This window comes from Alcanivorax limicola (assembly GCF_019931215.1).
Taxonomy (GTDB): Bacteria; Pseudomonadota; Gammaproteobacteria; order Pseudomonadales; family Alcanivoracaceae; genus Isoalcanivorax; species Isoalcanivorax limicola.
In genome coordinates, this window is record NZ_JAIOUB010000002.1 from 680,358 (window position 1) to 705,891 (window position 25,534).

Annotated in this window: 31 protein-coding genes and 1 pseudogene; 15 read left to right on the forward strand and 17 right to left on the reverse strand. The window is 57.5% G+C overall.

Annotated elements, in window-relative coordinates; genetic code table 11:
* Positions 1-17: 17 nt before the first annotated feature.
* Positions 18-1,169 (reverse strand): murein hydrolase activator EnvC family protein, encoded by a 1,152-nt coding sequence (locus K8B33_RS09050; RefSeq protein ID WP_223425727.1) that lies wholly within the window; start codon positions 1,167-1,169, stop codon positions 18-20.
* A 238-nt stretch (positions 1,170-1,407) separates the two neighbouring features.
* On the opposite strand from K8B33_RS09050, the gene K8B33_RS09055 reads away from it, so the two are divergent.
* From K8B33_RS09055 to secB, 3 genes are read left to right on the forward strand one after another with little or no spacing between them, the layout of a single operon-like run.
* Complete coding sequence (locus tag K8B33_RS09055) at positions 1,408-1,821, forward strand: rhodanese-like domain-containing protein (RefSeq protein WP_223425729.1); 414 nt, start codon at positions 1,408-1,410, stop codon at positions 1,819-1,821.
* Positions 1,821-2,075 carry a glutaredoxin 3 gene (gene grxC / locus K8B33_RS09060; RefSeq protein ID WP_223425731.1) on the forward strand — a complete coding sequence of 85 codons (255 nt, stop codon included), beginning with the start codon at positions 1,821-1,823 and terminating at the stop codon, positions 2,073-2,075. The genes K8B33_RS09055 and grxC overlap by 1 nt, the downstream gene beginning before the upstream one ends.
* Positions 2,076-2,116: 41 nt before the next feature.
* Complete coding sequence (gene secB, locus K8B33_RS09065) at positions 2,117-2,596, forward strand: protein-export chaperone SecB (RefSeq protein WP_223425733.1); 480 nt, start codon at positions 2,117-2,119, stop codon at positions 2,594-2,596.
* 66 nt (positions 2,597-2,662) lie between these two features.
* Here the strand turns inward: secB and K8B33_RS09070 are convergent, their stop codons facing one another.
* Positions 2,663-3,154, reverse strand: a complete 492-nt coding sequence (locus K8B33_RS09070) for a tRNA (cytidine(34)-2'-O)-methyltransferase (protein WP_317846213.1) — start codon at positions 3,152-3,154, stop codon at positions 2,663-2,665.
* Between the two features lie 97 nt (positions 3,155-3,251).
* On the opposite strand from K8B33_RS09070, the gene K8B33_RS09075 reads away from it, so the two are divergent.
* Positions 3,252-3,650: an SEL1-like repeat protein gene (locus K8B33_RS09075; RefSeq protein WP_223425735.1), complete on the forward strand. Its 399-nt coding sequence runs from the start codon at positions 3,252-3,254 to the stop codon at positions 3,648-3,650.
* A 30-nt stretch (positions 3,651-3,680) separates the two neighbouring features.
* Here the strand turns inward: K8B33_RS09075 and K8B33_RS09080 are convergent, their stop codons facing one another.
* Positions 3,681-4,148, reverse strand: coding sequence for a winged helix-turn-helix transcriptional regulator (locus K8B33_RS09080; protein WP_223425738.1), 468 nt, complete (start codon positions 4,146-4,148; stop codon positions 3,681-3,683).
* Between the two features lie 98 nt (positions 4,149-4,246).
* Between K8B33_RS09080 and K8B33_RS09085 the strand changes: the two genes are divergently transcribed.
* From K8B33_RS09085 to K8B33_RS09095, 3 genes are read left to right on the forward strand one after another with little or no spacing between them, the layout of a single operon-like run.
* Positions 4,247-4,972, forward strand: coding sequence for an SDR family oxidoreductase (locus K8B33_RS09085; protein ID WP_223425740.1), 726 nt, complete (start codon positions 4,247-4,249; stop codon positions 4,970-4,972).
* A gap of 13 nt (positions 4,973-4,985) precedes the next feature.
* Positions 4,986-5,567 carry a 2-hydroxychromene-2-carboxylate isomerase gene (locus K8B33_RS09090; protein WP_223425742.1) on the forward strand — a complete coding sequence of 194 codons (582 nt, stop codon included), beginning with the start codon at positions 4,986-4,988 and terminating at the stop codon, positions 5,565-5,567.
* Complete coding sequence (locus tag K8B33_RS09095; protein WP_223425744.1) at positions 5,564-6,349, forward strand: thioesterase family protein; 786 nt, start codon at positions 5,564-5,566, stop codon at positions 6,347-6,349. Before K8B33_RS09090 ends, K8B33_RS09095 begins: the two co-directional genes overlap by 4 nt.
* Before the next feature lie 146 nt (positions 6,350-6,495).
* Here K8B33_RS09095 and K8B33_RS09100 read toward each other — a convergent pair whose 3' ends face one another.
* From K8B33_RS09100 to K8B33_RS09110, 3 genes are read right to left on the reverse strand one after another with little or no spacing between them, the layout of a single operon-like run.
* Positions 6,496-7,002: a GNAT family N-acetyltransferase gene (locus K8B33_RS09100; protein WP_223425745.1), complete on the reverse strand. Its 507-nt coding sequence runs from the start codon at positions 7,000-7,002 to the stop codon at positions 6,496-6,498.
* Positions 7,003-7,006: 4 nt separating this feature from the next.
* Positions 7,007-7,627: a uracil-DNA glycosylase gene (locus K8B33_RS09105; RefSeq protein WP_223425746.1), complete on the reverse strand. Its 621-nt coding sequence runs from the start codon at positions 7,625-7,627 to the stop codon at positions 7,007-7,009.
* Between the two features lie 29 nt (positions 7,628-7,656).
* The gene (locus K8B33_RS09110; protein ID WP_223425747.1) at positions 7,657-8,127 is read right to left on the reverse strand and encodes a hypothetical protein; all 471 of its coding nucleotides are present in this window, start codon (positions 8,125-8,127) and stop codon (positions 7,657-7,659) included.
* A gap of 125 nt (positions 8,128-8,252) precedes the next feature.
* On the opposite strand from K8B33_RS09110, the gene K8B33_RS16255 reads away from it, so the two are divergent.
* A complete protein-coding gene (locus tag K8B33_RS16255) occupies positions 8,253-8,378 on the forward strand; it encodes a hypothetical protein (RefSeq protein ID WP_396020978.1) in 126 nt (41 codons plus the stop codon).
* An 84-nt stretch (positions 8,379-8,462) separates the two neighbouring features.
* Here the strand turns inward: K8B33_RS16255 and K8B33_RS09115 are convergent.
* The 11 genes and pseudogenes from K8B33_RS09115 to typA all read right to left on the reverse strand — a co-directional run.
* Positions 8,463-8,573: pseudogene (locus K8B33_RS09115) on the reverse strand (CPBP family intramembrane glutamate endopeptidase); the annotation flags it as partial.
* A gap of 85 nt (positions 8,574-8,658) precedes the next feature.
* Positions 8,659-9,066, reverse strand: a complete 408-nt coding sequence (locus tag K8B33_RS09120) for a VOC family protein (RefSeq protein ID WP_223425749.1) — start codon at positions 9,064-9,066, stop codon at positions 8,659-8,661.
* 234 nt (positions 9,067-9,300) lie between these two features.
* On the reverse strand, positions 9,301-9,723 hold the full coding sequence (locus tag K8B33_RS09125) for a hypothetical protein (protein WP_223425752.1): 423 nt from the start codon (positions 9,721-9,723) through the stop codon (positions 9,301-9,303).
* 438 nt (positions 9,724-10,161) lie between these two features.
* Complete coding sequence (locus tag K8B33_RS09130) at positions 10,162-10,554, reverse strand: VOC family protein (protein WP_223425754.1); 393 nt, start codon at positions 10,552-10,554, stop codon at positions 10,162-10,164.
* Positions 10,555-10,702: 148 nt separating this feature from the next.
* A complete protein-coding gene (locus K8B33_RS09135) occupies positions 10,703-11,320 on the reverse strand; it encodes a DUF4272 domain-containing protein (RefSeq protein WP_223425757.1) in 618 nt (205 codons plus the stop codon).
* Between the two features lie 114 nt (positions 11,321-11,434).
* Positions 11,435-11,680, reverse strand: a complete 246-nt coding sequence (locus K8B33_RS09140; protein ID WP_223425759.1) for an Imm32 family immunity protein — start codon at positions 11,678-11,680, stop codon at positions 11,435-11,437.
* Positions 11,681-11,774: 94 nt separating this feature from the next.
* Positions 11,775-12,860: a protein kinase domain-containing protein gene (locus K8B33_RS09145; RefSeq protein ID WP_223425760.1), complete on the reverse strand. Its 1,086-nt coding sequence runs from the start codon at positions 12,858-12,860 to the stop codon at positions 11,775-11,777.
* Positions 12,861-13,032: 172 nt separating this feature from the next.
* Positions 13,033-13,404, reverse strand: a complete 372-nt coding sequence (locus tag K8B33_RS09150; protein ID WP_223425761.1) for a hypothetical protein — start codon at positions 13,402-13,404, stop codon at positions 13,033-13,035.
* A gap of 78 nt (positions 13,405-13,482) precedes the next feature.
* Entirely contained in the window at positions 13,483-14,220 is a 738-nt protein-coding gene (locus tag K8B33_RS09155; protein WP_223425762.1) for a hypothetical protein, read from the reverse strand.
* 114 nt (positions 14,221-14,334) lie between these two features.
* On the reverse strand, positions 14,335-15,396 hold the full coding sequence (locus K8B33_RS09160) for an acyl-CoA desaturase (RefSeq protein WP_223425763.1): 1,062 nt from the start codon (positions 15,394-15,396) through the stop codon (positions 14,335-14,337).
* Positions 15,397-16,184: 788 nt separating this feature from the next.
* Entirely contained in the window at positions 16,185-17,993 is a 1,809-nt protein-coding gene (gene typA, locus K8B33_RS09165; protein ID WP_223425765.1) for a translational GTPase TypA, read from the reverse strand.
* A gap of 303 nt (positions 17,994-18,296) precedes the next feature.
* Here typA and K8B33_RS09170 point away from each other — a divergent pair, with 303 nt between their 5' ends.
* The 7 genes from K8B33_RS09170 to K8B33_RS09200 all read left to right on the forward strand — a co-directional run bounded on the left by K8B33_RS09170 (position 18,297) and on the right by K8B33_RS09200 (position 25,425).
* On the forward strand, positions 18,297-18,926 hold the full coding sequence (locus K8B33_RS09170; RefSeq protein WP_223425767.1) for an ATP-dependent zinc protease family protein: 630 nt from the start codon (positions 18,297-18,299) through the stop codon (positions 18,924-18,926).
* Positions 18,927-18,972: 46 nt separating this feature from the next.
* Entirely contained in the window at positions 18,973-20,508 is a 1,536-nt protein-coding gene (locus tag K8B33_RS09175; protein WP_223425769.1) for an inactive transglutaminase family protein, read from the forward strand.
* A gap of 2 nt (positions 20,509-20,510) precedes the next feature.
* Positions 20,511-21,491 (forward strand): alpha-L-glutamate ligase-like protein, encoded by a 981-nt coding sequence (locus K8B33_RS09180; RefSeq protein ID WP_223425771.1) that lies wholly within the window; start codon positions 20,511-20,513, stop codon positions 21,489-21,491.
* A gap of 95 nt (positions 21,492-21,586) precedes the next feature.
* Positions 21,587-22,699 carry a tRNA (5-methylaminomethyl-2-thiouridylate)-methyltransferase gene (locus K8B33_RS09185; protein ID WP_223425772.1) on the forward strand — a complete coding sequence of 371 codons (1,113 nt, stop codon included), beginning with the start codon at positions 21,587-21,589 and terminating at the stop codon, positions 22,697-22,699.
* Entirely contained in the window at positions 22,696-23,016 is a 321-nt protein-coding gene (locus K8B33_RS09190) for a sulfurtransferase TusA family protein (RefSeq protein WP_317846214.1), read from the forward strand. The genes K8B33_RS09185 and K8B33_RS09190 overlap by 4 nt, the downstream gene beginning before the upstream one ends.
* Positions 23,017-23,234: 218 nt before the next feature.
* On the forward strand, positions 23,235-24,641 hold the full coding sequence (gene glnA, locus K8B33_RS09195; RefSeq protein WP_223425773.1) for a glutamate--ammonia ligase: 1,407 nt from the start codon (positions 23,235-23,237) through the stop codon (positions 24,639-24,641).
* Positions 24,642-24,765: 124 nt separating this feature from the next.
* Complete coding sequence (locus K8B33_RS09200; protein ID WP_223425774.1) at positions 24,766-25,425, forward strand: hypothetical protein; 660 nt, start codon at positions 24,766-24,768, stop codon at positions 25,423-25,425.
* The last annotated feature ends 109 nt before the right edge of the window (positions 25,426-25,534 follow it).

Below are 25,534 nucleotides of genomic sequence, written 5' to 3' on the forward strand. Positions count from 1 at the left end.
TGCTTCTCTCTTGTGAATCAGCTACGCGCGACGGGAGGCAGTGTAACACGCCGGTTGCACCACCGGTCCGGGTTGACCGGCTGGCCCTTGTGGCGAATTTCAAAATAGACCCCACTGGTGTTCATCCCCCCGGAGTCGCCGGCCCGGGCCAGTACGTCACCTTGGGCAACCCAGTCACCCACGTCACGCATCAGGCTCTGATTGTGGCCGTACAGACTCAGATACCCTTGTCCGTGATCGACAATGATGATCAGACCATACCCCCTGAGCCAATCGGCGTACACCACGCGTCCGGGATGGATGGCCTGCACCGGGGTGCCGGCGCTGGCGTCCAGCAGTACGCCGTTCCAGCGCATGCCGCCGTCACGGCGTGCCCCGAAACTGACACGGGTGCGGCCCTCTACCGGCCAGGGCAGTTGCCCGGCCAGATCGCCGAACGGTTTGCCGCCAATGTCTGCCGGGATGTCCGAGATGGCGCGGTTCATGTCCTGCAGCAGCTTGTCCAGGCGGGCTTCGTCCTCGCGCAGCGAGCTCAGCTGGCCTTTCTGTTCGTCGACGCGGCGGTTCAGGCGTGCCAGTGCAGTAGCCCGTTCTGCGCGCGCCTTTTCCAGTTCCTTCTGCTGTCGGCTGACGGCCTCGCGGCGCTGGTAGAGCTTGTCCCGGGCATCACTCACTTCCAGGGAGACCGCCAGTAGTGCCTTGAGTTCGTCCTGCAGTTCATGCAATCGAGTATGCCGGGCGCGCTGGAAATATTCGTGATAGCGCAGCAGCCGCGCCACCTGGTCCGGCTCCTCCTGGCTCAGTAGCAGCTTCATCAGGGGTTCGCGGCCGCTCATATAGGCGGTGCGCACCGTCAGCTCCAGCCAGCGCAGCTGTGTGGATTGCTCGGCTGCCATGCGCAGCTGCTGCTCACGCAGCTCGGCGAGGCGCTGCTCGGCCTGGCGGGTCTCATTGCGTAATTGTTCGCCCTGACGTGCCAGCCGGCTGACCTCGATTTCGCGCTCACGCAGTTCGTTGGCCAGCTGATCACGCCGGCGCAGATCCCGCTGCTGCGTCTGTTGCAGCGCCTGGATGCGCTCCCGCAGCTCGCGCAGCTGTGCCGGTGAGGCCTGTTCGGCACCCGCAGGCAGCATCAGCGCAAAGCCCAGCAGGGCGGCGATAAGCTGCAAGTGACTGCGGCGGGCTTGGCGGCGGGCCTGGCAGCGGGGCTGGCAGCGGGGCTGGCAGAGGAGTATGGCGAAAGGAAAGCGGGTCATACCGGTGTGTCGGGCCTCGGATCGGCAATTGTGACGGGGAGTTCGTCCGGCGTCGCGGGTCGTCGGTGACGGATCATGGATGACTGATCATGGATGATTTGGTCCGGGTTGCCTATACTTGGGCGCCGTTTTCCTCTGTTCGGACGCTGATATGGATCGCATTTTTGAGTTCGCTGCCAACCACTATGTTCTGGTGTCGGCATTTTTCCTGCTCTGGACCGCGTTTTTCTTTACCGAGTCCCGGCGCGGCAGTCGTCCTGTGACCCCGCAGATGGCCACCACACTGGTGAATCGCAACGACGGTGTCATCGTCGATCTGCGTGACGAGGACGATTTCCGCAAGGGCCACATTGCCGGCAGCGTCAATGTGCCCTACGCCAAGATATCAGAGCGTATGAGTGAGCTGGCGGGTTACAAGGAAAAGCCGGTGATTCTGGTCTGCAATGTGGGCAGCCATGCCTCGCTGGCGGGCCGTCAGTTGAAAAACGAAGGCTTTGCGGCGCTGCATCGTATGCGTGGCGGCATTCAGGGCTGGCGCAACGATAACCTGCCCGTGGTGAAGTAATGGCTGATGTGGTGCTCTATACCACCCGCTGGTGCCCTTTCTGCATTCGCGCTATCGGCTTGCTGGATCGCAAAGGCGCGCCCTACACCAATATCGACGTTGGCGCTGATCCGGCCTTGCGCAGCGATATGGCTGCGCGGGCGGGGCGGCGCAGCGTGCCACAGATATGGATCGGTGAAACCCATGTCGGGGGGTGTGATGAGCTCTATGCGCTGGAGCGAGCGGGCCGCCTGGACGACATGCTGAACAACTGACCCGATGCGGGTCAGAACACAAACAGAATTTGGGGATTGTTATGAGTGAAGTACCACAGCGTACGTTTCAATTGCAGCGCATTTATACCAAGGATGTGTCATTCGAAGTGCCCGGCGCGCCGGACATCTTCCGCAAGCAGTGGCAGCCCAAAGTGAACGTGCAGTTGAACACGGAAGCGCGTCGGCTGGCGGAAACCGAGTCGGATTACGAGGTGGTGCTGAGCCTGACGGTGACTGCTGCCAGTGAAGAAAAGACCGTGTATCTGGTAGAAATCAAACAGGCGGGCGTCTTTACCCTGGCGGGTATCGAAGGCGACGAGCGCGAACAACTGCTGGGCGCCTACTGCCCGAATCTGTTGTTCCCGTATGCCCGTGAGCTGGTATCTGATCTGGTCAGTCGCGGTACCTTCCCGCAGTTGCTGTTGCAGCCGATCAACTTTGATGCCCTGTTCCTGGACGCGAAACAGCGCCAGCAGGAAGGTCAGCAAGCCGCCCCGAAAGCGCCGGAAGAAACCCACTGACAGCGCACTGCCCCGGCCTGAGCCGGGGCGTCACTAGTCGCTGATCAGGCGCTGACCAGGCTCTGATCAGGTGCCCTCGAAGTCGCACTGTCGCCAGGCCTCGAACACGGCCACCGAGACGGCATTGGCCAGATTCAGGCTGCGGCTGCCCGGCACCATAGGCAGCCGTACCGGCGCGACGTCGGGCTGATCCATGAACAGCGCCTCGGGCAGGCCACGACTCTCCGGACCAAACAGCAGTATGTCATCCGGCGCATAGCGCGCCTGGCTGTAGCAGGCCTGCGCCTTGGTTGAAAACGCCCATAACCGGCGTGTCCCGCGCCACCGGCAGAACGCCTGCCAGTCCTCATGCAATGTCACCGTGGCCTGATCCCGATAATCCAGCCCGGCCCGGCGCAGACGCTTTTCATCCAGCGCAAAGCCCAGCGGCGCAATCAGATGCAGCCGGCTGCCGGTATTGGCGGCCAGGCGCATGATGTTGCCGGTGTTTGGCGGTATCTCGGGTTCATACAGGGCGATATGCAGCATGGGCGCATTATGCACCAGCTGTGCTGCCACGGGCAGGCTTCACTCGCCGTATGTCTGAAACAGGTAGCATCATGGGGGCAGTGCCAGAAGACGTGTCAGGGATCGGTTGCAGAAGGAGAGCGCAGAGATGAAAAGCCCTAAATATGTGGTGTTATGCAGTGCCCTGCTGGCGGCTTGTGCCAGCGGGCCGTCCATGGATGCTGCCTTGCAGGCGGAAATGGCTGCCGCCGATGAACTGGCAGCCAGTGAAGCCGAGGCGCTGCAGCGTGACTATGACGCGGGCCGTCGTTATTTCGAGTCAGGGCGGGTTGAGCGTGCCCTGGTGGAATTCGACTACGCCGCCTACTCAGGCTCCAATGCGGCAGCTGCCCGGCTGTGTGCCATCTATGGTGAGGGCCTGGGTATCAAGGTGGACCCGGTGAAGGGGGTGTTCTGGTGCCAGCGTGCCGCGCGGGCCGGGCATGCGCCGGCAGGCCCCCGGGCACGACAGTTGTTCCAGACATGGTGGCGAGAAGAGGACGTATGACGGTGCCGCCCGGGCTTAGGGATCATCAGCTCAGGGCAGTAATTTCCCGCGCCAGTGCGGGTTTTCTTCCACGCGGATATCCCTGGCCTCCACCGCCTCGCCGCAATGACTGCATTGCAGGGTGGCTTCCAGTGCTGCACCGCAGTGGGTGTGGATGCGGGTCACTGGAGCGCCAAGGGGGTGGGGCAGGTATGTGTCGCCCCACTGGGCCAGATGAACAATGACCGGGTACAAGGCGCGGCCCCTATCGGTCAGCCGGTATTCCTCCCTGACGGGCCGCTGCTGATAGGCCACCTTTTCCACAATGCCGCCGTCGAGCAGCTTGCGCAGTCGGTCGCTGAGCACATGGCGGGTCACCCCCAGACGTTGCTGGAACTGATCAAAGCGGCGCACCCCGAGAAAGCAATCGCGCAGTACCAGCAACGTCCAGTTGTCACCGACGATGGCCAGGGTGCGCGCCACCGAGCAGGGGTGTTGATCAATATCTTGCCAGCGCATAACGCCTCCACGAAGTTGCCCCATCATAGCGGCTTGACGGGTTCCAAAAAAGAACCTAGTCTGAGTTCCAAATTGGAACCCATCAAAGTGAGGGTATCATGAGTCAGGCTGCCATGCTGGTCATCGGTGCCGGGGATGCCACCGGTGGCGCCATCGCAAAACGTTTTGCCCGTGAGGGATATGTCGCCTGTGTGGCGCGTCGCACGCAGGATGCGGTCATGCCACTGGTGGCCGACATAGAACAGGCGGGCGGTCAGGCCCGGGGGTTTGGCTGTGATGCCCGCGATGAGCAGCAGGTGGCGGATCTGTTTGCGACCATCGAGGCGGAGGTTGGACCGCTGGAGGTGGTCGTGTTCAATATTGGTGCCAATGTGTATTTCCCGGTGGTCGACACCACGGCCCGGGTGTATCGCAAGGTCTGGGAAATGGCCGCCTTTGCCGGATTCCTGACCGGCCGGGAAGCGGCGCGGGTGATGCTGCCGCGCCAGCGGGGTACCATCCTGTTCACCGGCGCGACCGCATCGCTGCGCGGCGGCAAGGGGTTCTCCGCCTTTGCCGGGGCCAAGTTTGCCCTGCGGGCGCTGGCCCAGAGCATGGCGCGTGAGTTGGGCCCCCAGGGGATTCATGTGGCCCATCCGGTGATCGATGGGGCGATTGATACCGCGTTTATCCGCGACAACTTCCCTGACCGTTATGCCCTCAAAGCGCAGGACGGCATTCTCAACCCCGAACATATTGCCGAGGCGTACTGGATGCTGCATCGGCAGCCCCGCGATGCCTGGAGCCATGAAATGGATCTGCGCCCGTGGATGGAAACCTTTTGAACGGAGAGCCGCAATGAGCAAGCAAGTGGAATTCTTCTTTGATGTGGGCAGCCCCACCGCCTGGCTGGCCTGGACGCAGTTGCCGGCCCTCTGTGCCCGTCAGGGCGCCGAGCTGGTATATCGTCCGGTGCTGCTCGGCGGCATCTTCAAGGCTACGGGTAACAGCCCGCCGGCAGCCGTGCCGGCCAAAGGCCAGTACATGCTGCGCGATCTGGGCCGCTTCGCCAAACGCTACCAGGTGCCGCTGACGATGAACCCGTATTTTCCGGTGAATACGCTGGGCGCCATGCGCATTGCCACGGCGGCTGAGGAAGCGCCGGAGCAGGCGGCGATAGTCGCGGCGCTGTTCGATGCCATGTGGAAGTCGCCCTGCAAGCTGTCGGAACCGGAAGAGCTGGTTCGGGTGCTTAACGAGGCTGGGCTGGATGGCGCAGCCTGGCTGGAGAAATCCGAGTCGGATGAAGTAAAGAGTCGATTGCGCGAAAATACCGAGGCCGCAGTAAAACGGGGCGTCTTCGGCGCGCCGACTTGCTTTGTGGATGGCGAAATGTTCTTTGGCCAGGATCGGCTGGACTTTGTGGAAGAAGCACTATGAATTTTGACGACATTCTGGCCACGGTGGATGGCCAGGGCAACGCCGCGTTTCCGGAAGCATGGGGGCAGGGGCGGGCACTGTTTGGCGGGATTATTGCTGCGGTGCTTTACGATCATCTTGAAAAGACCGTGTCGGCCGGGCGCCGCCTGCGCAGCTTCTCGTTGTCGTTCGTGGCGCCTGCCGCGCCGGGGCCGGTGTCGTTGAGCGGCGAGGTGCTGCGCGAGGGCAAGTCGGTCATGCAGGCCATGGTCACGGCTCGCCAGGGTGAGCAGGTGGTGGCAGTCATGCTGGCCAGTTTTGGCGCCGCACGCGAATCCGCGATTGTGGTACAGGCGCCAGGACTCGAGCCGATGAAAAGCAGTGACGAGGCCATGAAGTTCCCGTTTATTCAAGGCATGATGCCGGATTTCCTCCAGCACTTTGATATGCGCTATGCGGCCGGCATGCCGCCCTACAGCGGCAGCAAGGAGCCTGATTTTGCCGGCTATATGCGCTTTGCAGAAACACCAAAGGCGATGACCACAGCCGCGCTGATCTGTCTGGTAGACACCTGGCCGCCTTCGGTTTTGCCTATGCTCAAGGGCCCGGCGGCGGCCAGCTCCCTGACTTGGACGATGGAACTGCTGGAGGAGCCGGATAACAGACCGGCAGATACGCTGTGGCAATACGCGGTGACCACGGATCAGTGCAGTGAGGGCTATGGCCAGAGCCGTGCGGTCATTTGTGATCAGGAAGGCCGTACTGTTGCGCTCAGCCGCCAGACCATTGCGGTATTTGCCTGAGCGTGTTGTGCCCCTCCTTACTGGGCTCGCAACTGGGCCGCTTGAACGGTTAAGGGGGGCTCATGCCGCGCCTCTCGCATCAACAGAAATATCTGTGTATGAAAGTGATTGCTGAGCAGCGGCGAGTCGCCGGTTTCAGTGCCTGGTTAGCCCTGTGCGTTGAAGGATTCATGATAAGTAACGATGCCGCGTGGCAAAGAGGGCTGAAATGCCAAGGCCTGGAAGTACTCCGGCGGCACATCCGGTAGCACTAACTCCGACATGGCCTTGAACCCGAAGCGTGAGTAATAGGCCGGATCACCCAGCAAGACGCACCCCGCCGCCCCCTTATCTCGAAGCCGCTGCAAGGCTTCTTGCATAAGGAGGCTGCCAATGCCCTGCCCCTGAAGTTCAGGGATGACCGAGATAGGGCCCAGTCCATACCAATGCGATGAACCATCCGACACCGTTACCGGCGACACTGCGACATGCCCCACGACGGAACCAGCCTGCTCCGCCACGAGGGACAGGAACAGCGCCCCGGCCTTGCGCAGGGCATCAACGATGAACTGCTCCGTGTGATCGGTGTGTGGTGCGTTCATAAATGCCGCGATCGTTACGGCATGGATTGCCGCAACATCAGTCGGTAACTCTTCGCGTATAACGGAGTTCATAATATCAACCTTTTTTCCTGACTAACGACATGCTCACAGTGCGCAAACTGTTTAGAATGGCTTCGCGGTTCCCCGGGCGCCGATTCACAAACATCGGGCTAGGGTGCGGGCTTGAGAGCAGGCCAAGATGTGGTGCCACGTTTTGGATATGTTTGTGGGCTTTCTGAGCTTTAGCACCAACCAACACGACCAGTCGTAGCTTGGGCATCAGTTGGAACAAATTGGAGAGCGACTCAATCCCCGAAGCGATGTCGGACGAGCTGGCCGGTCGAATCTTGGCTCCAGACCCTATATACCAAGGGACAGTATTCCAGATTGCGATGCGGCGACGGTCTATTTCAGCTTCGTGAATCAACTCGAACAAATTTTTTGCGGTTTCGTCCGGATTATTCATAGACATAAATCCAGAATTGCGCGCCTTAGGGCCGGGTGCCTCCAGGAGGAAAAGGGCCTCCGCCCCAACTCCTCCATCCCAGGGGTCGAAGTATGGGATAGCAGCCTCTGGCCCTATCCTGATCCTAAGGTCATCGACAAAGTCGGTCAGTCGAGCAACATGAGCCTCGTCAAGCTGTGACAACCTCGCTTCCCTGGCTGTTTTGTCTCGGAGTAACTTGGGGCGGTCCATATATCTCTCTTTGCGGTTTGATGACCTGCTCAGCGGCGCGCTGTAGGTGCGTCTGGCCCCGAAGGGGCGAGCTGCCGTTGCTTGTCAGGCGCATGACGCTGCCCAGTGGACAGACTTTGCTGTTGCGTTACCACATCTTCCCCCCATATAACTAGCGCAATACTGCGTGCCTCGACTTCAAGCTTGTCATCACCGACTAGAGAAAACGTATACCGGAAGGTGTCCTCATCTACGGTCTCAATCTTTAGTCCTAAAATAATACCTAAATATCCGTTAAGGGTCGGACAGGTTCTGATAAGCGAGGCCCGGTATGACATGACACCTCTAAATATCAGCCAGGCAGGCGCCACTACAAATTCAACTGGTGTTCTGTCGCAGTGCCGCTCATGGATGTAGTCAATATCCAACTTCAACTCTGTTTCAAAGTTTTCATCGGTATAGGACAATCCGTGAATGTGGTTATCATGTAAAGAGTGATGCTTTATGAATTCTTCGCTCATGTGATCTTTATCCACTCATCCGCCAAAGGAATTCCGGGAGCGCTTGCTATGCGCCTGGCGCCGGGAGCATCTCCGGGGTCAGCATCTCCGGGGTCAGGTCTCTCATTTCCCAGAGGCCGGATGCGCTGTGGCAATACGCGGTAACCACTGACCAGTGCAGAGAGGGCTATAGTCAGAGCCGTGCCGTGATTGCTGATCAGGATGGCAGCACCGTAGCGCTCAGTCGGCAGACCATTACGGCATTTGCCTGAACCTGAAGGTGTTGCGCCCCCCTTGCTTGGGCCTGTTAACCGGGCCGAGCCGCATTAGATGCCTGCCCTGCATGAACGCCGGCGTCATGCCGTCACAATGCCAAGGGTACGGGTCATCACATGCGCAAACGCGTGAGCAATAATCGCTGCCTCCAGGCCGTATCGCCAGAAAAGGTAGCTGAAAATCACGCCGAAGACAGTTGTTCGCGCCGGCGAGGGACGCTGCCCACGTCAGCCGTCAATGCACCGACCTGGGCTGCAACAACTCGGTTAGATCGCTTCATGGGAACGAAAACACGTTGACGAGAACGCCATTCGGGTCGGCTACCATAAAGCGCCTCATCCCAAAGCTTTCATCTCGCAGTTCGAGTTCGATATGGATGCCGCGCTTTAGCACTTCGGAGTACGCCGCATCGACATCTGCAACCTGCGCGGAGATGATGACGCCCTGCGCCGGTTTCTGAAAAGCCTTCGGCGTGAACTCGTGATTGCGCCGCACAATACCGATTTGTAACTGAGGATTTTCAGGTGACGCCATTTGGGTGTACCAGCCCTGATGCTCGAAGCCGACGACGAAACCGAGCAACGCCGCGTAAAAGTCCCTGGTCTCTTCCACGCGGTCCGTGCAGATGTTTGGAAGAAGCCTCGTGACGACAATTTCATCTGTTGCCGTTTCCTGATCTGGCATGGTGCCTCCTATCAACAAATCAATTGCCAGGACCATAATTGGGGTCAGGTCTCTCATTTCCCAAAGGAAAATTCCCGTTGGACAATGGGAGACCTGACCCCGGAGACCGGAGACCTGACCCCGGAGACCGGGAGACCTGACCCCGGAGACCGAGCGGCGACCTTTTACGCAGGGAAGCGGAGAAAAGGGCGTCCGGTGGAGGCCCATCAGGGCCGGAACGAACTGGAACGACTGTCAGGCGTCGTTTGCCCTGTGCCTCCGTAATCCCCAGATGGACAGCGCCACTGCGACCAGTGAGGTAATTGCAACGCTAATGAGCAACACGGCAACAGTTGCCTCTGCCCAGGTGTCGGCTTTCACGCCCGATGATGCCAATGGCGTCATTTGCCCCGCGCCGGCAAACGCACCAATCAGGCAGCCTAGCCAGTTGGCATAACTGGAATACACCCAACCCCAGTACATAACGAGAGCCTGGCGGGCCGATAGGCTGAATGCACTCCAGATGGCGCCGATCCCGATGAGTAGCACGCCACTCAGAATGCCAATTGTATGTGCGGACAGTCCAAGTCTCGGAATTTGCATGGCAGGAAGCAATAAGCCGGTCACCAAGGCGATCAAGATCAGGATAAATCCGTGCCGAATGATCCTTCGATTCATTTTTGCGGTCCCCTCTTAGAGACACCTGACAGGTATCAGGACGCCGGCGCGTATAATGAATAACAACGCGTGCGACCTATCACAGTATGCAATGCGGCATATTGGAAAATAATAATTCCCCATCAATGGGTTATGGCGCGCGTCCTTTGCCTCCCCAATAACAGCGCCTTCTTCTTTTCCCGTTTCAATAACACTGGCATATGGATAGCACAAAGATGTCGCCATGACTATGTTTCGCCCCGGGGCTATCCCCATGGTGCATCCTCTTGATGGCAGACCTGCCTTAGCGGCTGGTACGCTTGCGATCCGATTCGGTCAGGAACTTTCCTGCGCAGGCGGATGAACTGCAGCGCAGCATCATTAAGGTCAGGTTTCTCATTTCCGAAAGGAAAATTCTTAGTGGGCAATGGGAGGCCTGACCCTCAGAGACGCATGTGCTCACTTTGGTCTATGAAGCGCACAAAGCTTGTTGCCGTCCGGGTCGCGCACATATGCCAAGTGCATGGCACCGAGTTTGCCTTCGCGCAGGCCTGGCGGTTCTTCAATCGAAGTACCCCCATGGGCAACAGCTGTGTCATGGAACTGCTGCACCTGCTCTGGCGAAGCGCACTTGAATCCGATCGTGCTGCCATTGGCGAACGTTGCGGGCTCACCGTCGATCGGTTCACTGACGCAGAAGGTTCCACCATCGTGCCGATAGAACAAGCGCGTTTGCCCAGTGTCGTTTTGATTTCGCAGCGGTTCCCCCGCCCCAAGTATGCCTAGCAAGGCGTCATAGAAGCGCTTTGAGCGCTCAATGTCATTCGAGCCGACCATCACATGACTGAACATCTATGCATCTCCATTGTCTTCGGCCTTCTGGCCAGTTGAATCGCTGCAGGTTCGCTCAGTGTCGATATGTTGTGCCTCATAACGCCCGCAGCACGGGCAAACTTGTAGCGCATTGGAAATTTTGTCCCTGTGCCTGCGATTGTTAGGGCTAGGTATCCATTGGAACTTCATCCCAGTCCTCCTCAACACCATAAACCCAATCAATGGCTTTTCTCCGTTCGGAGATAATGCTTTCACTCAGATCGCATTCTCGCCCGGTAAGTCGGCAATTTCTCGCATGCCAGTGCATTCTATAAAGTAGGTCTGATTGCGATTGAATTTCGGTAATCGGCTTCAGGTGGGCGCTTTGAATGAAGTCACTCGGATCTACTTTGAATGGAATCTTTTGGGCCAAGTCGTCGTCGCAGTGTTGGAAGTGGTCGAGCTCAACAAGGCCAATACACCATGCCAGGGCTTGGGCACATTCCGTTTGCCAAAACATATCTACTTTATCTTGATTGCCGAGGACTTCTTCGCGAAGCAGTTTTTTTTCGCGTTGGCTTACGTAGGGCATCAGGTCGTACTGTTGAAGGTGCTCCAAAAGATCGCTGCCTTTTGCACCAAAACCAAGTCCAATAACGTAAGCAAGTGCACTGAGTCGTCCTGCTACGTCTTTTGCATTTCTTGGCGTGACTTCATCCATCCCCTCAATCGTTGGGAGATGCTCAGGCACTTCGATACCAACCGAAGCAAGATAGTCTGTGGTTCTGGATTTAAGTTCTTCCATACTCATTTCTCAGAGAGTCCTAACGCTTTGCTTTCTGGCCGCAGTGAAGCGCAGCGGAACGGAGGCCCCAGCCGCGAAGCGGCGACAACAGCAACTTGTTATGAGTTGCTATCACTACCCGCCGCCCCAACCATAAACTATCAAATGATTGATTAATGCATGAGACTCTTTGCCGCCCTGAGCCTCGCTCGATAATTCATTACCACCCCACGCCTCAGTCATAAAATGATCGTGTGAGCGGCCAGAATTTTCGGCTTCCGTTGCTATGGCCTCTAGCCGGGCCGCGAGCCACCGGAGCTTTTCAGGAGAGCCATGGATGAAAACCTGCTCTGCTTCTTTATCTTTTTCTACGGTTAGCATTTCAACCCCAGATACTCATAACGCCGCCAAGCACGCGCGGCTACGTAATGGAGGCGAAGTCGCAATGTAGTAGACGTCGCCGTGACTTGCATTGTTAAATGCCCGTCTCGAACTTTACTTGAAATCGCTGCCATCTTTCCCACAAATATGGCCATCTGTCTTTTAATGGCTCTGTCGATGCCTTATTTTCAAAATAATCAACAAGGAATTCTAGCTGAACACAGCTTTCTTGTGATTCACTCTTAATCATCTCAAGCAATGACACCTTGACTTCATCAATGGATGGCCTATCAGCGGGGTCAACTGATAGCATGTCATTAACAAGAGATTGAATTTCAGGATCTATCGGTGGAATACCATCAAAATTGATACTCGCGCTCTTTGCCCATTTTCTCCAAGCATCAGCTTTAGTCCACTTTTTACTATTGCCCTCCACCGGTCGAGGCCAATAATCACTGAGCTTGATGCCAACCGGATGGAACCCTCCACTCATAAGCTCATAGAGAATGACCCCCAGCGCAAATACATCCGTTTTAGGTGACAGTTCAGATTCATCCCACTGTTCTGGAGCCATATAAGGCCGAGAGCCACCGAAGACGGAAGAGTCTAGAAAAGCATTTGCTAGACCGAAATCAGCTATTAGAGCCAAGTTATAAATATCAATATCAGGTAAATCATGAAACTCGCTTTTGACGTCTCTCAAAAAAATATTGGCTGGCTTCAAATCTTGATGTGCTACTAGACCACTCTTATAGCAGTGGTTCAAACCACTGCAAACATAAACCAATATAGAAAGATTTTCGACCTTACTGGAAAGTTCAGAATTTCTTATCACCTTCTCAAGGTCTCTTCCCCAATAGCGAAATAATGCCACAGGAGTTCCAAGAACCTCTGAGAAATCAAATGCCCAATGAACAAAGCTCTGGTGGTTATATGAAAGCTGATTCTTGAGTTCATTGACAAATCTATTGTTCGTTTCCTCAGCAGAAACGTTGGTGAGAGGTTTTGGTATTTTTGCACATACATATCGAGGTGATACATTTTCACCCTGATCAAAAACATAAATCTCTCCGCACATTCCCCCAGAAGCTGGAACACACTTCCCTTTGTTACCCAAAGCAACCTCTAACATCAATTTCTTCTGATGCTCATCGAGAGCATGAAAATCTATTTGATCCATGGAGCTTAGCTTCCTGTGCATTTAACGCACCGCGCAGCGGCGAGCCGCAGCGAGAAAACCGCCGCTACTTGTTAGGTTCTTTACTCGCATTCGTTCTTCCCATCAACCACTGAATATTTCACTGTAGTGCCTTCTGGCATGGGCTTCTTAATTTCTAATAGCGTTGTTCGCTTTATAAAGCCGGACTAACCGCAAACGGGGAGTTTTCCTCAATCACAATGCCATAATCAAAAACGTCTTTAATTATCCCCTCATTTAGTCCGATTTTCATCCCTGATGATACATTAAACACGGAAGCGATATTTACCCTTGGATCCAAAGGAGATGGATGTTCTTCGCCAAGCCGAATCCATCCAGTTAGAGATTTATCTGGCTTGGAGCCCACCGCTAGAAAAAGCATCATTTCAATTGGAAATTTCGATAAATGTTCCTGTTGGGCTTTTCGCTTGCTCTCGAAGTATTCCTCGGTTTCCCAAGGCATTGGTTCTGAGTTCGCCTGAGATGCCAGCAAGGCCACCATCAAGGCAGGGGGATATATCCTCATGATTTCACCTAACGCTTGGCACAGCGGACGTTTTGGAGCGACGAAGGAGCGGAAAAACGTTCCGACTGCTGCCACTTGTTAGCGACGACCACAAACCGCCATAAGTGGGCCAATATCGACTTCGCACGCCCTTACAAATTCCGCAAACCTAGCTGAGTTAACTACAAAGACGGTGTCTTCAAATTCTTTCGCAACATCTCTGAGCTGATATGTATCACAAGAGACATCACGCTTCGCGCTGGCTGTGCCGAGCTGCTTCCTAAATCGCACGAAGGGGACCTCAGCAGATGAGGCAGATTGATCGATCTCACCGCTAGCGATATCGATATTTGCCAAGTCGATCTCACAGAGCTTGAGCCTCGCTGTTGTCACGATTACATTCTGATACATTCGCAATCCGCTATACTTATCTTTTAGAAACGATGCTTCTTCACGCGCCAGTGCCTCAGTAGACATTACGAGGCCGCTAGACACCCGCTCAAGCATTGGAGTGGCTTTTTGGTCCTGCCCTGGCACAACGCACATGCTTGACTCTGGGCAAAGTGGATCCATTGCGACATCAGCCCAGTCAAATTTCGTGAAGTCTCCATTGCCAGAGTAGTAGCTTATCCATAGTTTTGCCTGCCGCCGCCCAGAAGGGGCCTTTCTATCTTTCAAGAAGATCCATTCTGCATCACGAACCCTTTTGCACTCGATATTCATAACCCAAGTTCGGTGGGTCCATTCAATTGCCAAATCGATGAACCCATGGTGACCTTCACCGCTCCACGCATGTTCCTCATACAAAATCGACCAATCCGAGAGCTCTTCACTCACGACTCGTCCCACAGCAATTTGCAGTGGAAATCCTGACGCATTTACTTGCTTATGGAGTGACATCGTTTTCTCGCTAACGCCGCCATGCACGCGTTTGTCGCGTGCATGGCTTTGTTATCTATTTCCTCGAATAAACTTTGCAATCTCACAGTCCTCAGGCACTCGCTCGACACGCTTTTCCAGATCGATGCTCTCAGAAACAAGCTCAGACCGCGGCGGTAGATCCCTTGGTAATTGGATATTCTTGACGATACCCAAGTTGTGCAATGCATTCAGAACCCACCAGCCTGGATCTGGTTCATCCTTGTATAGACCAAGCATCGCCGAGCCGGGATACGCATGGTGATTGTTGTGCCACGCCTCTCCCATGGAAAGCAACCCAGCAAGACGAATATTATGACCCTGAACCGCTGCGCCATCGACTCGCCAAGTACGCTCCCCACGATTATGCGCAAAATAGCCTATGAGCCAGTGCCCACCCACCGAGACAACTATGCGCACAGAAATCCCCCAGACCACCCAGCTTAGGCCACCAAACCAATAAAGCGGCAACGCAAGTGCTAGCTGTTGGCACATCCATGTTTTTTCAATGAACCGATAAAATGGATCGTACCAGACAGAATCCTCGATAAAGAAGTCAGGCCCATTTTTCAGCTCCAGATCGCAGTTAAGCTGCCACCAGCCATCTTTCAAGATGCTGGAGCCATGTAACAGATAGTCGTGACAGTGGGTCTGGCGCTGCGCCCAATCCCTCAGATCATGTTGTTTCATCATTCCGATCGGCCCCGCCATACCCACCAACGTGCCTAGATATACAAACAGGTACTCCATCCATTTTGGGCATTCGTATGACCTATGGATCAGAAGTCTGTGCATACCTAGCGAGTGGCCAAAGCATAAGGTAATGCCGGTTAGCAGAATGAATACACCAACTGAGGAGAGGCTAACGACAAAGGGGGCCAGAAAAATTGCGGCCAATAAGTGGAAATTGAACCAAAGCGACTTAATCGGGCTCCATACTACCCGCCCAACGAATGCGTCGGTATCAGGCTTGGCTTTAACCCTTTCGGTGCTAAGCATGACTCTCCAGAGATAGATAACGCCGCCCACAACGGCGAGCGCAGCGAGTCCGGCAGCCGAAGGCTGCGTATTGCTGGGCCTTGTTAAGCGCTTCATAGCTCAATCGAATCCCTTGAGACAAAAACATATCTTAAATTCCGATCTACTGGCTCTTCAAAGCCCTTTCCCATAAGGTAATCTCCACAGCAAGGGCAGCGTAGCGCGGACATGTATCTAAACCGACCTCCACAAGCGCAGGCCGGAAAATGCGTCTCTGCCGCCTCATAGTATGGAAGAAGGTGCCTGTTGTAATATTCCCACCCCTTGTCTCCTGGTTGAAGGTATGGAAATTTAATCCCAATCCTTGCAAAGAATTCACGGTCCTTCAGCAGAATAACGTTCGGACATGAATCGCAGTAGATAGCATCTATGTCGCCAAACCCCAAGTGGTAGAGCTCACCCTCTATGGATTCTCCGCACGATCTACAATCAAGTGTGTGTTTTGTCATTTCGCTTAACAGGTATTAGGACGCCGGCGCCTATATTGAATAACGACGCGCGCGGCCTATCACAGTATGTAGATTTGTATATTGAAAATATTGCTTCCCTGTCAATGGGTTGCGGCGCGCACCTACTTTGCTTCCCCAATAACAGCGCCTTCTTCTTTTCCCATTTCAATAACACTGGCGATATGGATAGCACAAAGATGTCGCCATGACCATTGTTGGCCCTGGGTTACCCCGATGGTGGAATTCTCACGATGACAGATGGGTGCACCTTGGAGGACGCATTGGGTGTGCAGCACACCCCACAAACAACAACGCCCCGAATCCGGGGCGTTGTTGTCTGGGCTTACACCGGGTCCTGAAACCCGAGCGTAGCCCTTGTGGTGCGGCAGGCCTGCCTTAGCGGCTGGCGCGCTTGCGATCCGATTCGGTCAGCAGCTTCTTGCGCAGGCGAATGAACTGCGGCGTGACTTCCACCAGCTCATCTTCGTCAATGAAGTCGATGGCCTGTTCCAGTGAGAAGCGGATCGGCGGGGTCAGGACGATGTTCTCGTCGGTGCCGGAGGCGCGCATGTTGGTGAGCTGTTTGCCCTTGGTCGGGTTGACCACCAGATCGTTGTCACGGGAGTGAATGCCGATCAGCTGCCCTTCATACACGTCCACGTTCGGTTCGATGAACATGCGGCCGCGTTCCTGCAGGTTGAACAGGGAGAAGCCCAGCACCTTGCCGCTGACGTTGGAGATCAGCACGCCGTTGTTACGCTCTGCCAGCTGGCCGGTCTTGAAATCACCATAGTGGGAAAATATGGAGTTGAAGATACCGGTGCCGGAGGTCAGGGTCATGAACATGGAACGGAAGCCGATCAGGCCTCGTGAAGGCGCGATGTATTCCAGGCGCACGCGGCCCTTGCCGTCCGGGGTCATGTTCTGCATATCGCCGCGGCGCAGGCCCATCTGTTCCATGATGGCGCCCTGGTGCTGTTCTTCCACGTCGAGGATCAGCTGTTCGTAGGGCTCTTTCTTGACGCCGTCTTCTTCTTTCACGATCACTTCCGGGCGGCCTACGGCCAGCTCGAAGCCTTCGCGGCGCATGTTTTCGATCAGTACGGACAAGTGCAGTTCGCCACGGCCGGAAACGCGGAAGCGGTCCGGGCTGCCGGTGTCTTCGACGCGCAGGGCCACGTTATGACGCAGCTCTTCGTGCAGGCGCTCACGGATGTTGCGTGAGGTGACGTATTTGCCGTCCTGGCCCGCGAACGGTGAGGTGTTCACGTGGAAGAACATGCTTACAGTGGGTTCGTCGACGGTCAGGGGCTTCAGGGCTTCGACGTTGTTCGGGTCACACAGGGTATCGGAGATATCCAGCGGGTCGAGGCCGGTGATGCAGACGATGTCGCCGGCAGAGGCGTCCGGGACTTCGACGCGCTCCAGGCCGTGGTGGCCCATGATGGTCAGGACGCGGCCGTTGCGCACCTTGCCCTCAATGTTGATCACCTTGACCGGGGTGTTGCTCTTGATGCGGCCGCGCTTGATCCGGCCAATGCCGATCACGCCGACATAGCTGTTGTAGTCCAGTGAGGAGATCTGCATCTGGAACGGGCCGTCCATGTCCACGTCGGGATGGGCAACCTTGTCGACGATGGTCTGGAACAGCGGCGTCATGTCGTCGGCCATATCGTCGGCATCCAGACCGGCAATGCCGTTCAGGGCGGAGGTATAGACCACCGGGAAGTCGAGCTGCTCGTCAGTCGCGCCGAGGCGGTCGAACAGATCGAAGACCTGGTCCATGACCCAGTCAGGGCGGGCGCCGGGGCGGTCGATCTTGTTGATGACCACGATGGGCTTGAGGCCCTGCTCGAAGGCTTTCTGGGTCACGAAGCGGGTCTGTGGCATGGGGCCGTCTACGGCGTCCACCAGCAGCAGCACCGAATCCACCATCGACATCACGCGCTCGACTTCGCCGCCGAAGTCGGCGTGGCCGGGGGTGTCCACGATGTTGATGCGGTAGTCATTCCACCGCAGCGCTGTGTTCTTGGCGAGAATGGTGATGCCTCGCTCTTTCTCGATGTCGTTGGAATCCATGATCCGCTCGACGGCGCCAGCGCGGTCGCCCAGAGTGCCGGACTGCTGCAGCAGCTTGTCCACGAGAGTGGTCTTGCCATGGTCTACATGGGCGATGATGGCGATATTACGCAGGCGTTCGATCACGGATAATGCACCGACAGAGCTTTTGGGGCGCGGAGTATAGCAGGGTCGGCGGTCCAACGACACGGGTAGAGTGTGCGTGAAGGCAGTAAGATATAAGACTCTTTTACTTCCGGGCGGTTATTTCCGGCCCGTCATGCTCTAGAATCTGGCACCCTCACCACTTGTGTACGTCGCAGCGACGCGGTGCAACCGTTTGCGAATGGCAGGGTCGAAGCCCTGAGGCCGGGCGTACTGCGCGTTTCGCGGTCATGGCAGCACCTCAGGGGCTCAGAATATGAACGCAGGCAAGGCAGGGGTTGTTTTATGGCCATACAGACGATGACGACTTTTTCGGCACAGCTCACAGCGAGAGCACTGTCCATATTGACAGCATTTCTGGTCATGGCGGTGCTGGCGGGGGGCGGGTCGGCAGTCGCTGACGAGGCCGACGACTATCAGGCCAGCAACCACAAGGTGATTTTCGGGCTCCACGAGCATGCGCGCATCGAGGCGCTGGAGGTGTCGGTGGAGGCGAAGCTCGATACCGGGGCTGTCAGTGCCTCGCTCAGCGCCTATGACATCAATATGTTCGAGCGCGATGGCGAAGACTGGGTGTCCTTCCGTCTGGGCATAGACGGTGCCGATAAAGATGAAATGGAGCTGCCGCTGGATACTACGGTGCGCATTCGTCGCCGCCTGGCGGATATCGACGAGGAAACCCAGCGCACCTACACGCGTCGCCCGGTAGTACGGCTGATGGTGTGTATCGGCGAGCGTCAGGTGCCGATGCGGGTCAATCTCACGGACCGCCGCAATTTCAGTTATCCGCTGTTGATCGGTTCCGAGGGCCTGCGGGATATGCGCTCCCTGATTGATCCGGACCAGGAATTCAGCGCCGGGCAGCCTCTGTGCAGCGTGACGCTGGGGATGGAAGATGAAGGGGAAGAGGATTGATGATCACTGCGTCGGGGACGGTCGAGGGTTTCGCGGGAGGGCATGAATGCGTGGTGTGAAGCTGCATGCCCTGCTGTTGGCGCTGGTGATGATCGGGGCTGGCGTCGCCAGCACGGTATATCAGGTCGCGGTGCTCAACATCCCGCTGAGCGAGAGTGAGACCGACCCGGTCTGGGTCATCGACGCGCGTGTCAGTTATCGCGCCAGCGGGAATTCGCCGGTGAAGGTGCAGTTGTTCGTGCCGCCGCCCAGTGAGCGATTCCTGGTGCTCAATGAAAGTTTTATTTCCCAGAACTACGGCTTCAATGTCAGCCGCGCCGGCACCAATCGGCAGGTAGTCTGGTCCTCGCGCCGGGCGCAGGGCGAGCAGACGCTGTATTACCGCAAGACGCTGTCCCAGCGCTTTGCCGAGAAGGCTGTCGCCGAAACCGGGCCGCAGTTCAGGCCACGCCCCCCGCTGGCCGAGCCAGAGCGCATTGCGGCGGAGTCACTGCTTGCGCCGATTCGGCAGCACTCCGCCGATGTGGAAACCTTCATCAGTGAGGCAGTGCGCCGGGTCAACAATCTGAGTGATGACAATGTGCGGCTGCTGTTGGCGGGTAACGAATCCGTCAGCAATCGCACCCGTGTGGTGGAGATGCTGCTTTCCGTAGCGCACATACCAGCGGAGCAGGTGCAGACCATCCGTTTGCTACCCAGTCAGAATCAGAGCCCGGAAGTGTGGCTGCGCACCTATAACGGAGAGCGCTGGATATATTTCAACCCGGTCACGGGTGATCGGGGCTTGCCAGAGGACCGCGTGGTCTGGTGGTCTGGCGTGGCGCCGGTCGTTGATGTGGAGGGTGGGCAGAACGCCCGGGTGACCTTCAGTGTGACCAGCACGGAAGTCAGTGCGATTCAGTTGGCGCAGACGTCCGAACCGGTGCGCCGCAGCACGCTGTTGAGCTTTTCTCTTTATGACCTGCCGGTAGCCACGCAGGAAGTCTATCGCACCATGATCATGATCCCGATCGGGGTGTTGCTGATTCTGATGTTGCGCAACCTGGTGGGCATGCACACGCTGGGTACCTTTACGCCGGTGCTGGTGGCGCTGGCCTTCCGGGAAACCGAGGTGATCTGGGGCATCATCATGTTCACCGTGATCACGGCCATCGGTCTGTCGCTGCGCTCCTATCTCGAGCACTTGCGATTGCAGCTCCTATCGCGCTTGTCGGTGGTGCTGACCTTTGTGGTGATCCTGATGGCGGTGATCAGTCTGCTGGGCCACAAGCTGGGCGTCGAGCGAGGTCTGGCTGTGGCGTTGTTCCCCATGGTGATTCTCACCATGGTGATCGAGCGGTTATCGATCATGTGGGAAGAGCGCGGTGCGTCGGATGCGCTCAAGGCGGCGGTGGGCACGCTGGTGGCGGCCACGTTCGGCCACCTGCTGATGACGCAGCCGCATCTTTCGTATCTGTGCTTCACCTTCCCGGGCATTCTGCTGGTATTTGTCGGCATCATGCTGATGATGGGGCATTACCGTGGTTACCGCCTCACTGAGCTGGTGCGCTTCCGCGCGCTGGCGAAGAAGCAGGAGCGCTGATCATGCTGGGTCGCTGGCTGGCATTGCGTCGACGCGGGGTGATGGGCATCAACGAGCGCAATGGCGATTACGTGTTGCGCTACAACCGCCGTCACCTGTACCCGCTGGTGGATGACAAGCTGCTGACCAAGGAGCGGGCCATTCGTGCCGGTATCCAGGTGCCCGATCTGTATGCCTCGGTGGAGAGCGAGCACGGCATCAACGCCTTCCTGCGCTCGCTGGACCAATACCATGACTTTGTCATCAAGCCATCCCAGGGGGCCGGGGGTGACGGTATTCTGGTGATCACCGACCGGTTCGATCATTTCTATCGCACGGCGGGCGGGCGGCTGCTGACGGAAGACGACATCAAGCACCATCTTTCCAATACCCTCTCCGGCATGTATTCGCTGGGCGGTCACCGCGACCGGGCCATGGTGGAATATCGGGTCACACCGGATTCCGTATTCGGGGCGATCAGTTACGAAGGGGTGCCGGATATTCGCATCATCGTGCTGTGCGGTTACCCGGTGATGGCGATGTTGCGCCTGCCCACGCGTCAGTCGCAGGGCAAGGCCAACCTGCACCAGGGCGCTATTGGTGTGGGGGTGGACCTGGCCACCGGGATAACACTGGAAGGCACTTGGCATAACCAGGTTATCCAGCGCCACCCGGATACGGCCAACCGGGTGGCCGGCGTACAGCTGCCGGACTGGAACGGCTTCATGGAGATTGCCGCAGGCTGTTACGAGCTCACCGGGCTGGGCTATCTGGGCGTGGATCTGGTGCTGGACAAGGACAAGGGGCCGCTGATGCTGGAGCTGAATGCGCGGCCGGGCCTGAATATCCAGATTGCCAATGATGCTGGCCTGGGCAGCCGCTGTGCAGTGGTTGAGCGGCATATGGAGGCGCTGGCGGCCGCAGGGGAGACTGAAACCCCGAGCAAACGTATCAGCTACTGCCAGCAGCACTTCGCTTCGGACATTCTGCCGGTGTCAGCCTGAGGGCAGGCCCCGGGCCGCTTTCTCTGTTATCCTTCTTCACCCATTCTTCACTTGATACAGTCCCGGCGGGATCTTGATCTCCGGGGCCCTTCGTTATGCCAGAGACTATCCTCGAGACAAGTAAAAATCTGCAGCAACGGCCACGGCGGGCGCTGGCGCTGATTTCCGGTGGGCTGGATTCCATGCTGGCGGTAAAGGTCATCCAGGACCAGGGAATCGAGGTAGAGGGCGTCAACTTCTTCACCGGTTTCTGTGTCGAGGGACACACCCACGCGATTCGCGACCGCAAGAAGCCCAAGCGCAATAATGCGCTGTGGGTGGCGGAGCAGTTGGGCATCCGTCTGCACATCATCGATATTTCCGAAGAGTACAAGGATGTGGTGCTCAAGCCGCGTTACGGCTACGGCGCGCATATGAACCCCTGCCTCGACTGCAAGATATTCATGGTCAGCCAGGCCAGCCTGATGCTGGACAAGGCGCGCAGCCTGGCCAACGACAGAGCGGGCGAGGGCCAGGGATTCGATTTCATCATCACCGGCGAGGTGGTGGGCCAGCGCCCCAAGTCCCAGCGCAAATGGAGCATGCCGGTGATTGCCCGGGAGTCCGGCGCCGAAGACCGGCTGCTGCGCCCCCTGTCTGCCCGGAATCTCGATGAAACCCTGCCCGAGCGAGAAGGCTGGGTAGATCGCAGCAAGCTGTATGGCTTCGGCGGTCGCAACCGCAAGCCCCAGATTGCCCTGGCGAAAGCGCTGGGGCTGGAAGAGTTTGCTCAGCCGGCAGGGGGGTGCTGCTTTCTGACGGACGAGGCCTATTCGCGCAAGCTGGGTGATCTCTGGCAGGCCCGGGGGCGCCGGGATTACGCGCTGGACGACATCATGTTGTTGAAGGTGGGCCGGCACCTGCGGCCGCGGCCGCATCTGAAGCTGATCATCAGTCGCGAAGAAGGCGAGGGGCAATTCCTGCAGGGCTATCGTTATCAATTCAGCAGTCTGGAGACGATCAGCCACGGCGGGCCGTTGACGCTGGTGGATGGTGATCTGGCGGACCGCGCGGAAGCGGAGTTCGCGGCGGCTATCGTGGCGCGTTTCTCTCAAGGGCGTGATGCGGAGCAGGTGCGCGTGGTGTGGCGACAGCCGGATGGCGTGGCGGAGGAACTGCTGGTCAAACCCTTCACCGCTGAGCAGGTGCCGGAGCACTGGTATTTATGAAACGGGTATCCATGAGCGCACAGCAGGAACAGGCGGCGGCCACGGCGGCCACGACGGAGTGGCATCAACTGGACGCCCGGCGGCTGCTTTGCCCGCTGCCGGTGATCCGGACCCAGAACCGGGTTCGCGAGCTGGATGATGGTGATTTGCTGGAAGTGCTTGCCACTGATCCCGGAGTGCTCAATGATGTGCCTGCCTGGTGCCGGATCAACGGGCACACTGTGCTTGAGACCGGGGTACTCGAAACCGGGGTGCTTGAGACCGGGATCAGGGAAAGCATCATCTTTGTACGATTACAGGTCGTGCGAAGCCTTTAGCACCAAAGTAGTGCAAATCAGCAATGTCCGCACCAATATGGTGCGCGTACAGTGCTGACAGGTGCTGATCGCCATACGCGGAGCCAGCTATCTCCCTGATCTATCAGGCTGGCCGAACGTGGCACGTATTTTGCTCTATTAGCGGGCAAGACCCGGTCCGGTGCACACTCAACGGGCCGACTACCATATTCAATGCTGTTCCAGGAGGACGCTTCAACATGTCTGCAAAGACTCTCAAACTGATTAAAGAGAACGACGTCAAGTGGGTGGATATGCGCTTTACCGACAGCCGCGGTAAAGAACAGCACGTGTCCATCCCTTCCAGCGAGATCAACGATGATTTCTTCGCTGAAGGCAAGATGTTTGATGGCTCCTCCATTGCTGGCTGGAAAGGCATCAACGAATCCGACATGATCTTGCTGCCGGACGACGAAACAGCGGTGATTGATCCGTTCACCGACGTGTCAACGCTGAACCTGCGTTGCACCATCGTCGAGCCGACCACCATGCAGGGTTACGAGCGTGATCCGCGTTCCATCGCCATGCGTGCAGAGGAATACCTGAAATCCACCGGCATTGCGGACACCGCACTGTTCGGTCCGGAGCCGGAATTCTTCGTGTTTGATTCCGTAAAATGGAAGTCCGACATGCAGGGCGCCATGTACGAAATCTACTCCGAAGAAGCCGCCTGGGTGTCTGCTGACGACTTCGAGCGTAACAACATCGGTCACCGTCCGGGCGTCAAGGGCGGCTACTTCCCGGTGCCGCCGGTGGACAGCCTGCACGACCTGCGTGCTGCCATGTGTGCTGCCATGGAGCAGATGGGTCTGGTGATTGAAGTGCATCACCACGAAGTGGGCACCGCGGGCCAGTGTGAAATCGGCGTTGGCGCCAACACCCTGACCAAGAAGGCGGACGAAGTACAGATCCTCAAGTACTGCGTACACAACGTTGCACACGCCTATGGCAAAACCGCGACCTTTATGCCGAAGCCGCTGATCGGCGACAACGGTTCAGGTATGCACGTGCACCAGTCCCTGAGCAAAGACGGCAAGAACCTGTTTGCCGGCGACCTGTACGGCGGCCTGTCTGAAATGGCGCTGTTCTACATCGGCGGCATCATCAAACACGCTCGTGCCATCAACGCGCTGACCAACGGTTCCACCAACTCCTACAAGCGTCTGGTGCCCGGCTTCGAAGCACCGGTCATGCTGGCTTACTCCGCCCGCAACCGTTCAGCTTCCATCCGGATTCCATGGGTCAACAGCCCGAAAGCGCGTCGTATCGAGACTCGCTTCCCTGACCCGGCTTCCAACCCGTACCTGTGCTTCGCTACGCTGCTGATGGCTGGCCTGGACGGCATCAAGAACAAGATCCACCCTGGCGATGCCATGGACAAGGATCTGTACGACCTGCCGCCGGAAGAAGCCAAGGGCGTCCCGACTGTGGCGCATACACTGACCATGGCACTGGACGCGCTGGAAGCGGATCACGACTTCCTGCTGGAAGGCGGCGTGTTCACCAAGGATGCGCTGGACGGCTACATCGCGCTCAAGCGTGACGAAGTCGAGCGTCTGAACATGACCCCGCATCCGGTCGAGTTCGACATGTACTACTCTTGCTAAGCGCTCGGTTTATCTGAGCACTGGCTGGACGAAAAGCCCCCTTTCAAGGGGGCTTTTTTGTTGCTGCGGTTTCGCCCGGCAAATCTGCCACAATGAAGGCGTGCTTCATTGACGGGAGACGCATATGGACAGGAAACAGAGCGTGGCCAGCCAGTGGCGGGCAGCGATAGTGCCCCGGGTGGTGGCATCGGGGGTCATGGCGAGCGGCATCCTGATGGCGATGTCCATGGCGGTCTGGAGCGCACCGGCCTGGGCGGCTGATGACGACGCCACGGAGCGGTCGCTGTATCGCAGCCGGGCTGCGGATGGCTCGCCGGTTTTCAGTGACAGGCCGCCTGCGGATGGCAGCGAAGTGCTTGAACGCAGGGCGCCGCCGGAGCCCGTGAATGTCATGCCGGCCCGGCCCAGGGCGCCGTCAGCACAACCGGCGACGCGGCCGCAAGGCGTGCCGGATGCGGCTGCGGTGGCGGAGTACACCCTGCTTGAGATCAGCTCCCCTGAGCACGAGGCCACGATACGTCATCCGACGGAGCCCGTGCCGGTCTCCTACCGCATTGAGCCGGGGCTGCAGCCGGGGCATCGGGTGCAACTGCTGCTCAACGGCGTGCCACAGGAGACGATGGCGCTGGATTGGCCTGATCGCGGTGAGCATCGATTGATGGTGCAGGTGGTGGGCCCGGAGGGGCAGACGTTGAAACGGTCAGACTCGGTGACTGTTTTCGTGCATCGGCCCAGCGTGCTGCTGCGTCCGGGGGCGAAAAAAGAGGGGGGTGGTAAGGATTGATGCATGCATGCCCCGTTATGGTGCATTATCTGGGCTCTTGAGACGGGGGCGCCCGGCCCGAAATGCTATTCGGGCGTGAAAGCGCCGTAATGCGAGGCCATGGCAGCGC

What these genes read in the sequence shown, in the direction of transcription:
- K8B33_RS09180 (WP_223425771.1), top strand. Translation starts at nt 20,511, where the DNA reads ATGCTGGGTCGCTGGCTGGCATTGCGTCGACGCGGGGTGATGGGCATC.
- K8B33_RS09130 (WP_223425754.1), bottom strand. Translation starts at nt 10,554, where the DNA reads ATGTTCAGTCATGTGATGGTCGGCTCGAATGACATTGAGCGCTCAAAG.
- K8B33_RS09170 (WP_223425767.1), top strand. Translation starts at nt 18,297, where the DNA reads ATGGCCATACAGACGATGACGACTTTTTCGGCACAGCTCACAGCGAGA.
- K8B33_RS09105 (WP_223425746.1), bottom strand. Translation starts at nt 7,627, where the DNA reads ATGGACCGCCCCAAGTTACTCCGAGACAAAACAGCCAGGGAAGCGAGG.
- K8B33_RS09190 (WP_317846214.1), top strand. Translation starts at nt 22,696, where the DNA reads ATGAAACGGGTATCCATGAGCGCACAGCAGGAACAGGCGGCGGCCACG.
- K8B33_RS09200 (WP_223425774.1), top strand. Translation starts at nt 24,766, where the DNA reads ATGGACAGGAAACAGAGCGTGGCCAGCCAGTGGCGGGCAGCGATAGTG.
- secB (WP_223425733.1), top strand. Translation starts at nt 2,117, where the DNA reads ATGAGTGAAGTACCACAGCGTACGTTTCAATTGCAGCGCATTTATACC.
- K8B33_RS09175 (WP_223425769.1), top strand. Translation starts at nt 18,973, where the DNA reads ATGCGTGGTGTGAAGCTGCATGCCCTGCTGTTGGCGCTGGTGATGATC.
- K8B33_RS09085 (WP_223425740.1), top strand. Translation starts at nt 4,247, where the DNA reads ATGAGTCAGGCTGCCATGCTGGTCATCGGTGCCGGGGATGCCACCGGT.
- K8B33_RS09110 (WP_223425747.1), bottom strand. Translation starts at nt 8,127, where the DNA reads ATGAGCGAAGAATTCATAAAGCATCACTCTTTACATGATAACCACATT.
- K8B33_RS09120 (WP_223425749.1), bottom strand. Translation starts at nt 9,066, where the DNA reads ATGCCAGATCAGGAAACGGCAACAGATGAAATTGTCGTCACGAGGCTT.
- K8B33_RS09090 (WP_223425742.1), top strand. Translation starts at nt 4,986, where the DNA reads ATGAGCAAGCAAGTGGAATTCTTCTTTGATGTGGGCAGCCCCACCGCC.
- K8B33_RS09100 (WP_223425745.1), bottom strand. Translation starts at nt 7,002, where the DNA reads ATGAACTCCGTTATACGCGAAGAGTTACCGACTGATGTTGCGGCAATC.
- K8B33_RS09140 (WP_223425759.1), bottom strand. Translation starts at nt 11,680, where the DNA reads ATGCTAACCGTAGAAAAAGATAAAGAAGCAGAGCAGGTTTTCATCCAT.
- K8B33_RS09135 (WP_223425757.1), bottom strand. Translation starts at nt 11,320, where the DNA reads ATGGAAGAACTTAAATCCAGAACCACAGACTATCTTGCTTCGGTTGGT.
- K8B33_RS09125 (WP_223425752.1), bottom strand. Translation starts at nt 9,723, where the DNA reads ATGAATCGAAGGATCATTCGGCACGGATTTATCCTGATCTTGATCGCC.
- grxC (WP_223425731.1), top strand. Translation starts at nt 1,821, where the DNA reads ATGGCTGATGTGGTGCTCTATACCACCCGCTGGTGCCCTTTCTGCATT.
- K8B33_RS09185 (WP_223425772.1), top strand. Translation starts at nt 21,587, where the DNA reads ATGCCAGAGACTATCCTCGAGACAAGTAAAAATCTGCAGCAACGGCCA.
- K8B33_RS09055 (WP_223425729.1), top strand. Translation starts at nt 1,408, where the DNA reads ATGGATCGCATTTTTGAGTTCGCTGCCAACCACTATGTTCTGGTGTCG.
- glnA (WP_223425773.1), top strand. Translation starts at nt 23,235, where the DNA reads ATGTCTGCAAAGACTCTCAAACTGATTAAAGAGAACGACGTCAAGTGG.
- K8B33_RS09075 (WP_223425735.1), top strand. Translation starts at nt 3,252, where the DNA reads ATGAAAAGCCCTAAATATGTGGTGTTATGCAGTGCCCTGCTGGCGGCT.
- K8B33_RS09160 (WP_223425763.1), bottom strand. Translation starts at nt 15,396, where the DNA reads ATGAAGCGCTTAACAAGGCCCAGCAATACGCAGCCTTCGGCTGCCGGA.
- K8B33_RS09145 (WP_223425760.1), bottom strand. Translation starts at nt 12,860, where the DNA reads ATGGATCAAATAGATTTTCATGCTCTCGATGAGCATCAGAAGAAATTG.
- K8B33_RS09095 (WP_223425744.1), top strand. Translation starts at nt 5,564, where the DNA reads ATGAATTTTGACGACATTCTGGCCACGGTGGATGGCCAGGGCAACGCC.
- K8B33_RS09080 (WP_223425738.1), bottom strand. Translation starts at nt 4,148, where the DNA reads ATGCGCTGGCAAGATATTGATCAACACCCCTGCTCGGTGGCGCGCACC.
- K8B33_RS09150 (WP_223425761.1), bottom strand. Translation starts at nt 13,404, where the DNA reads ATGAGGATATATCCCCCTGCCTTGATGGTGGCCTTGCTGGCATCTCAG.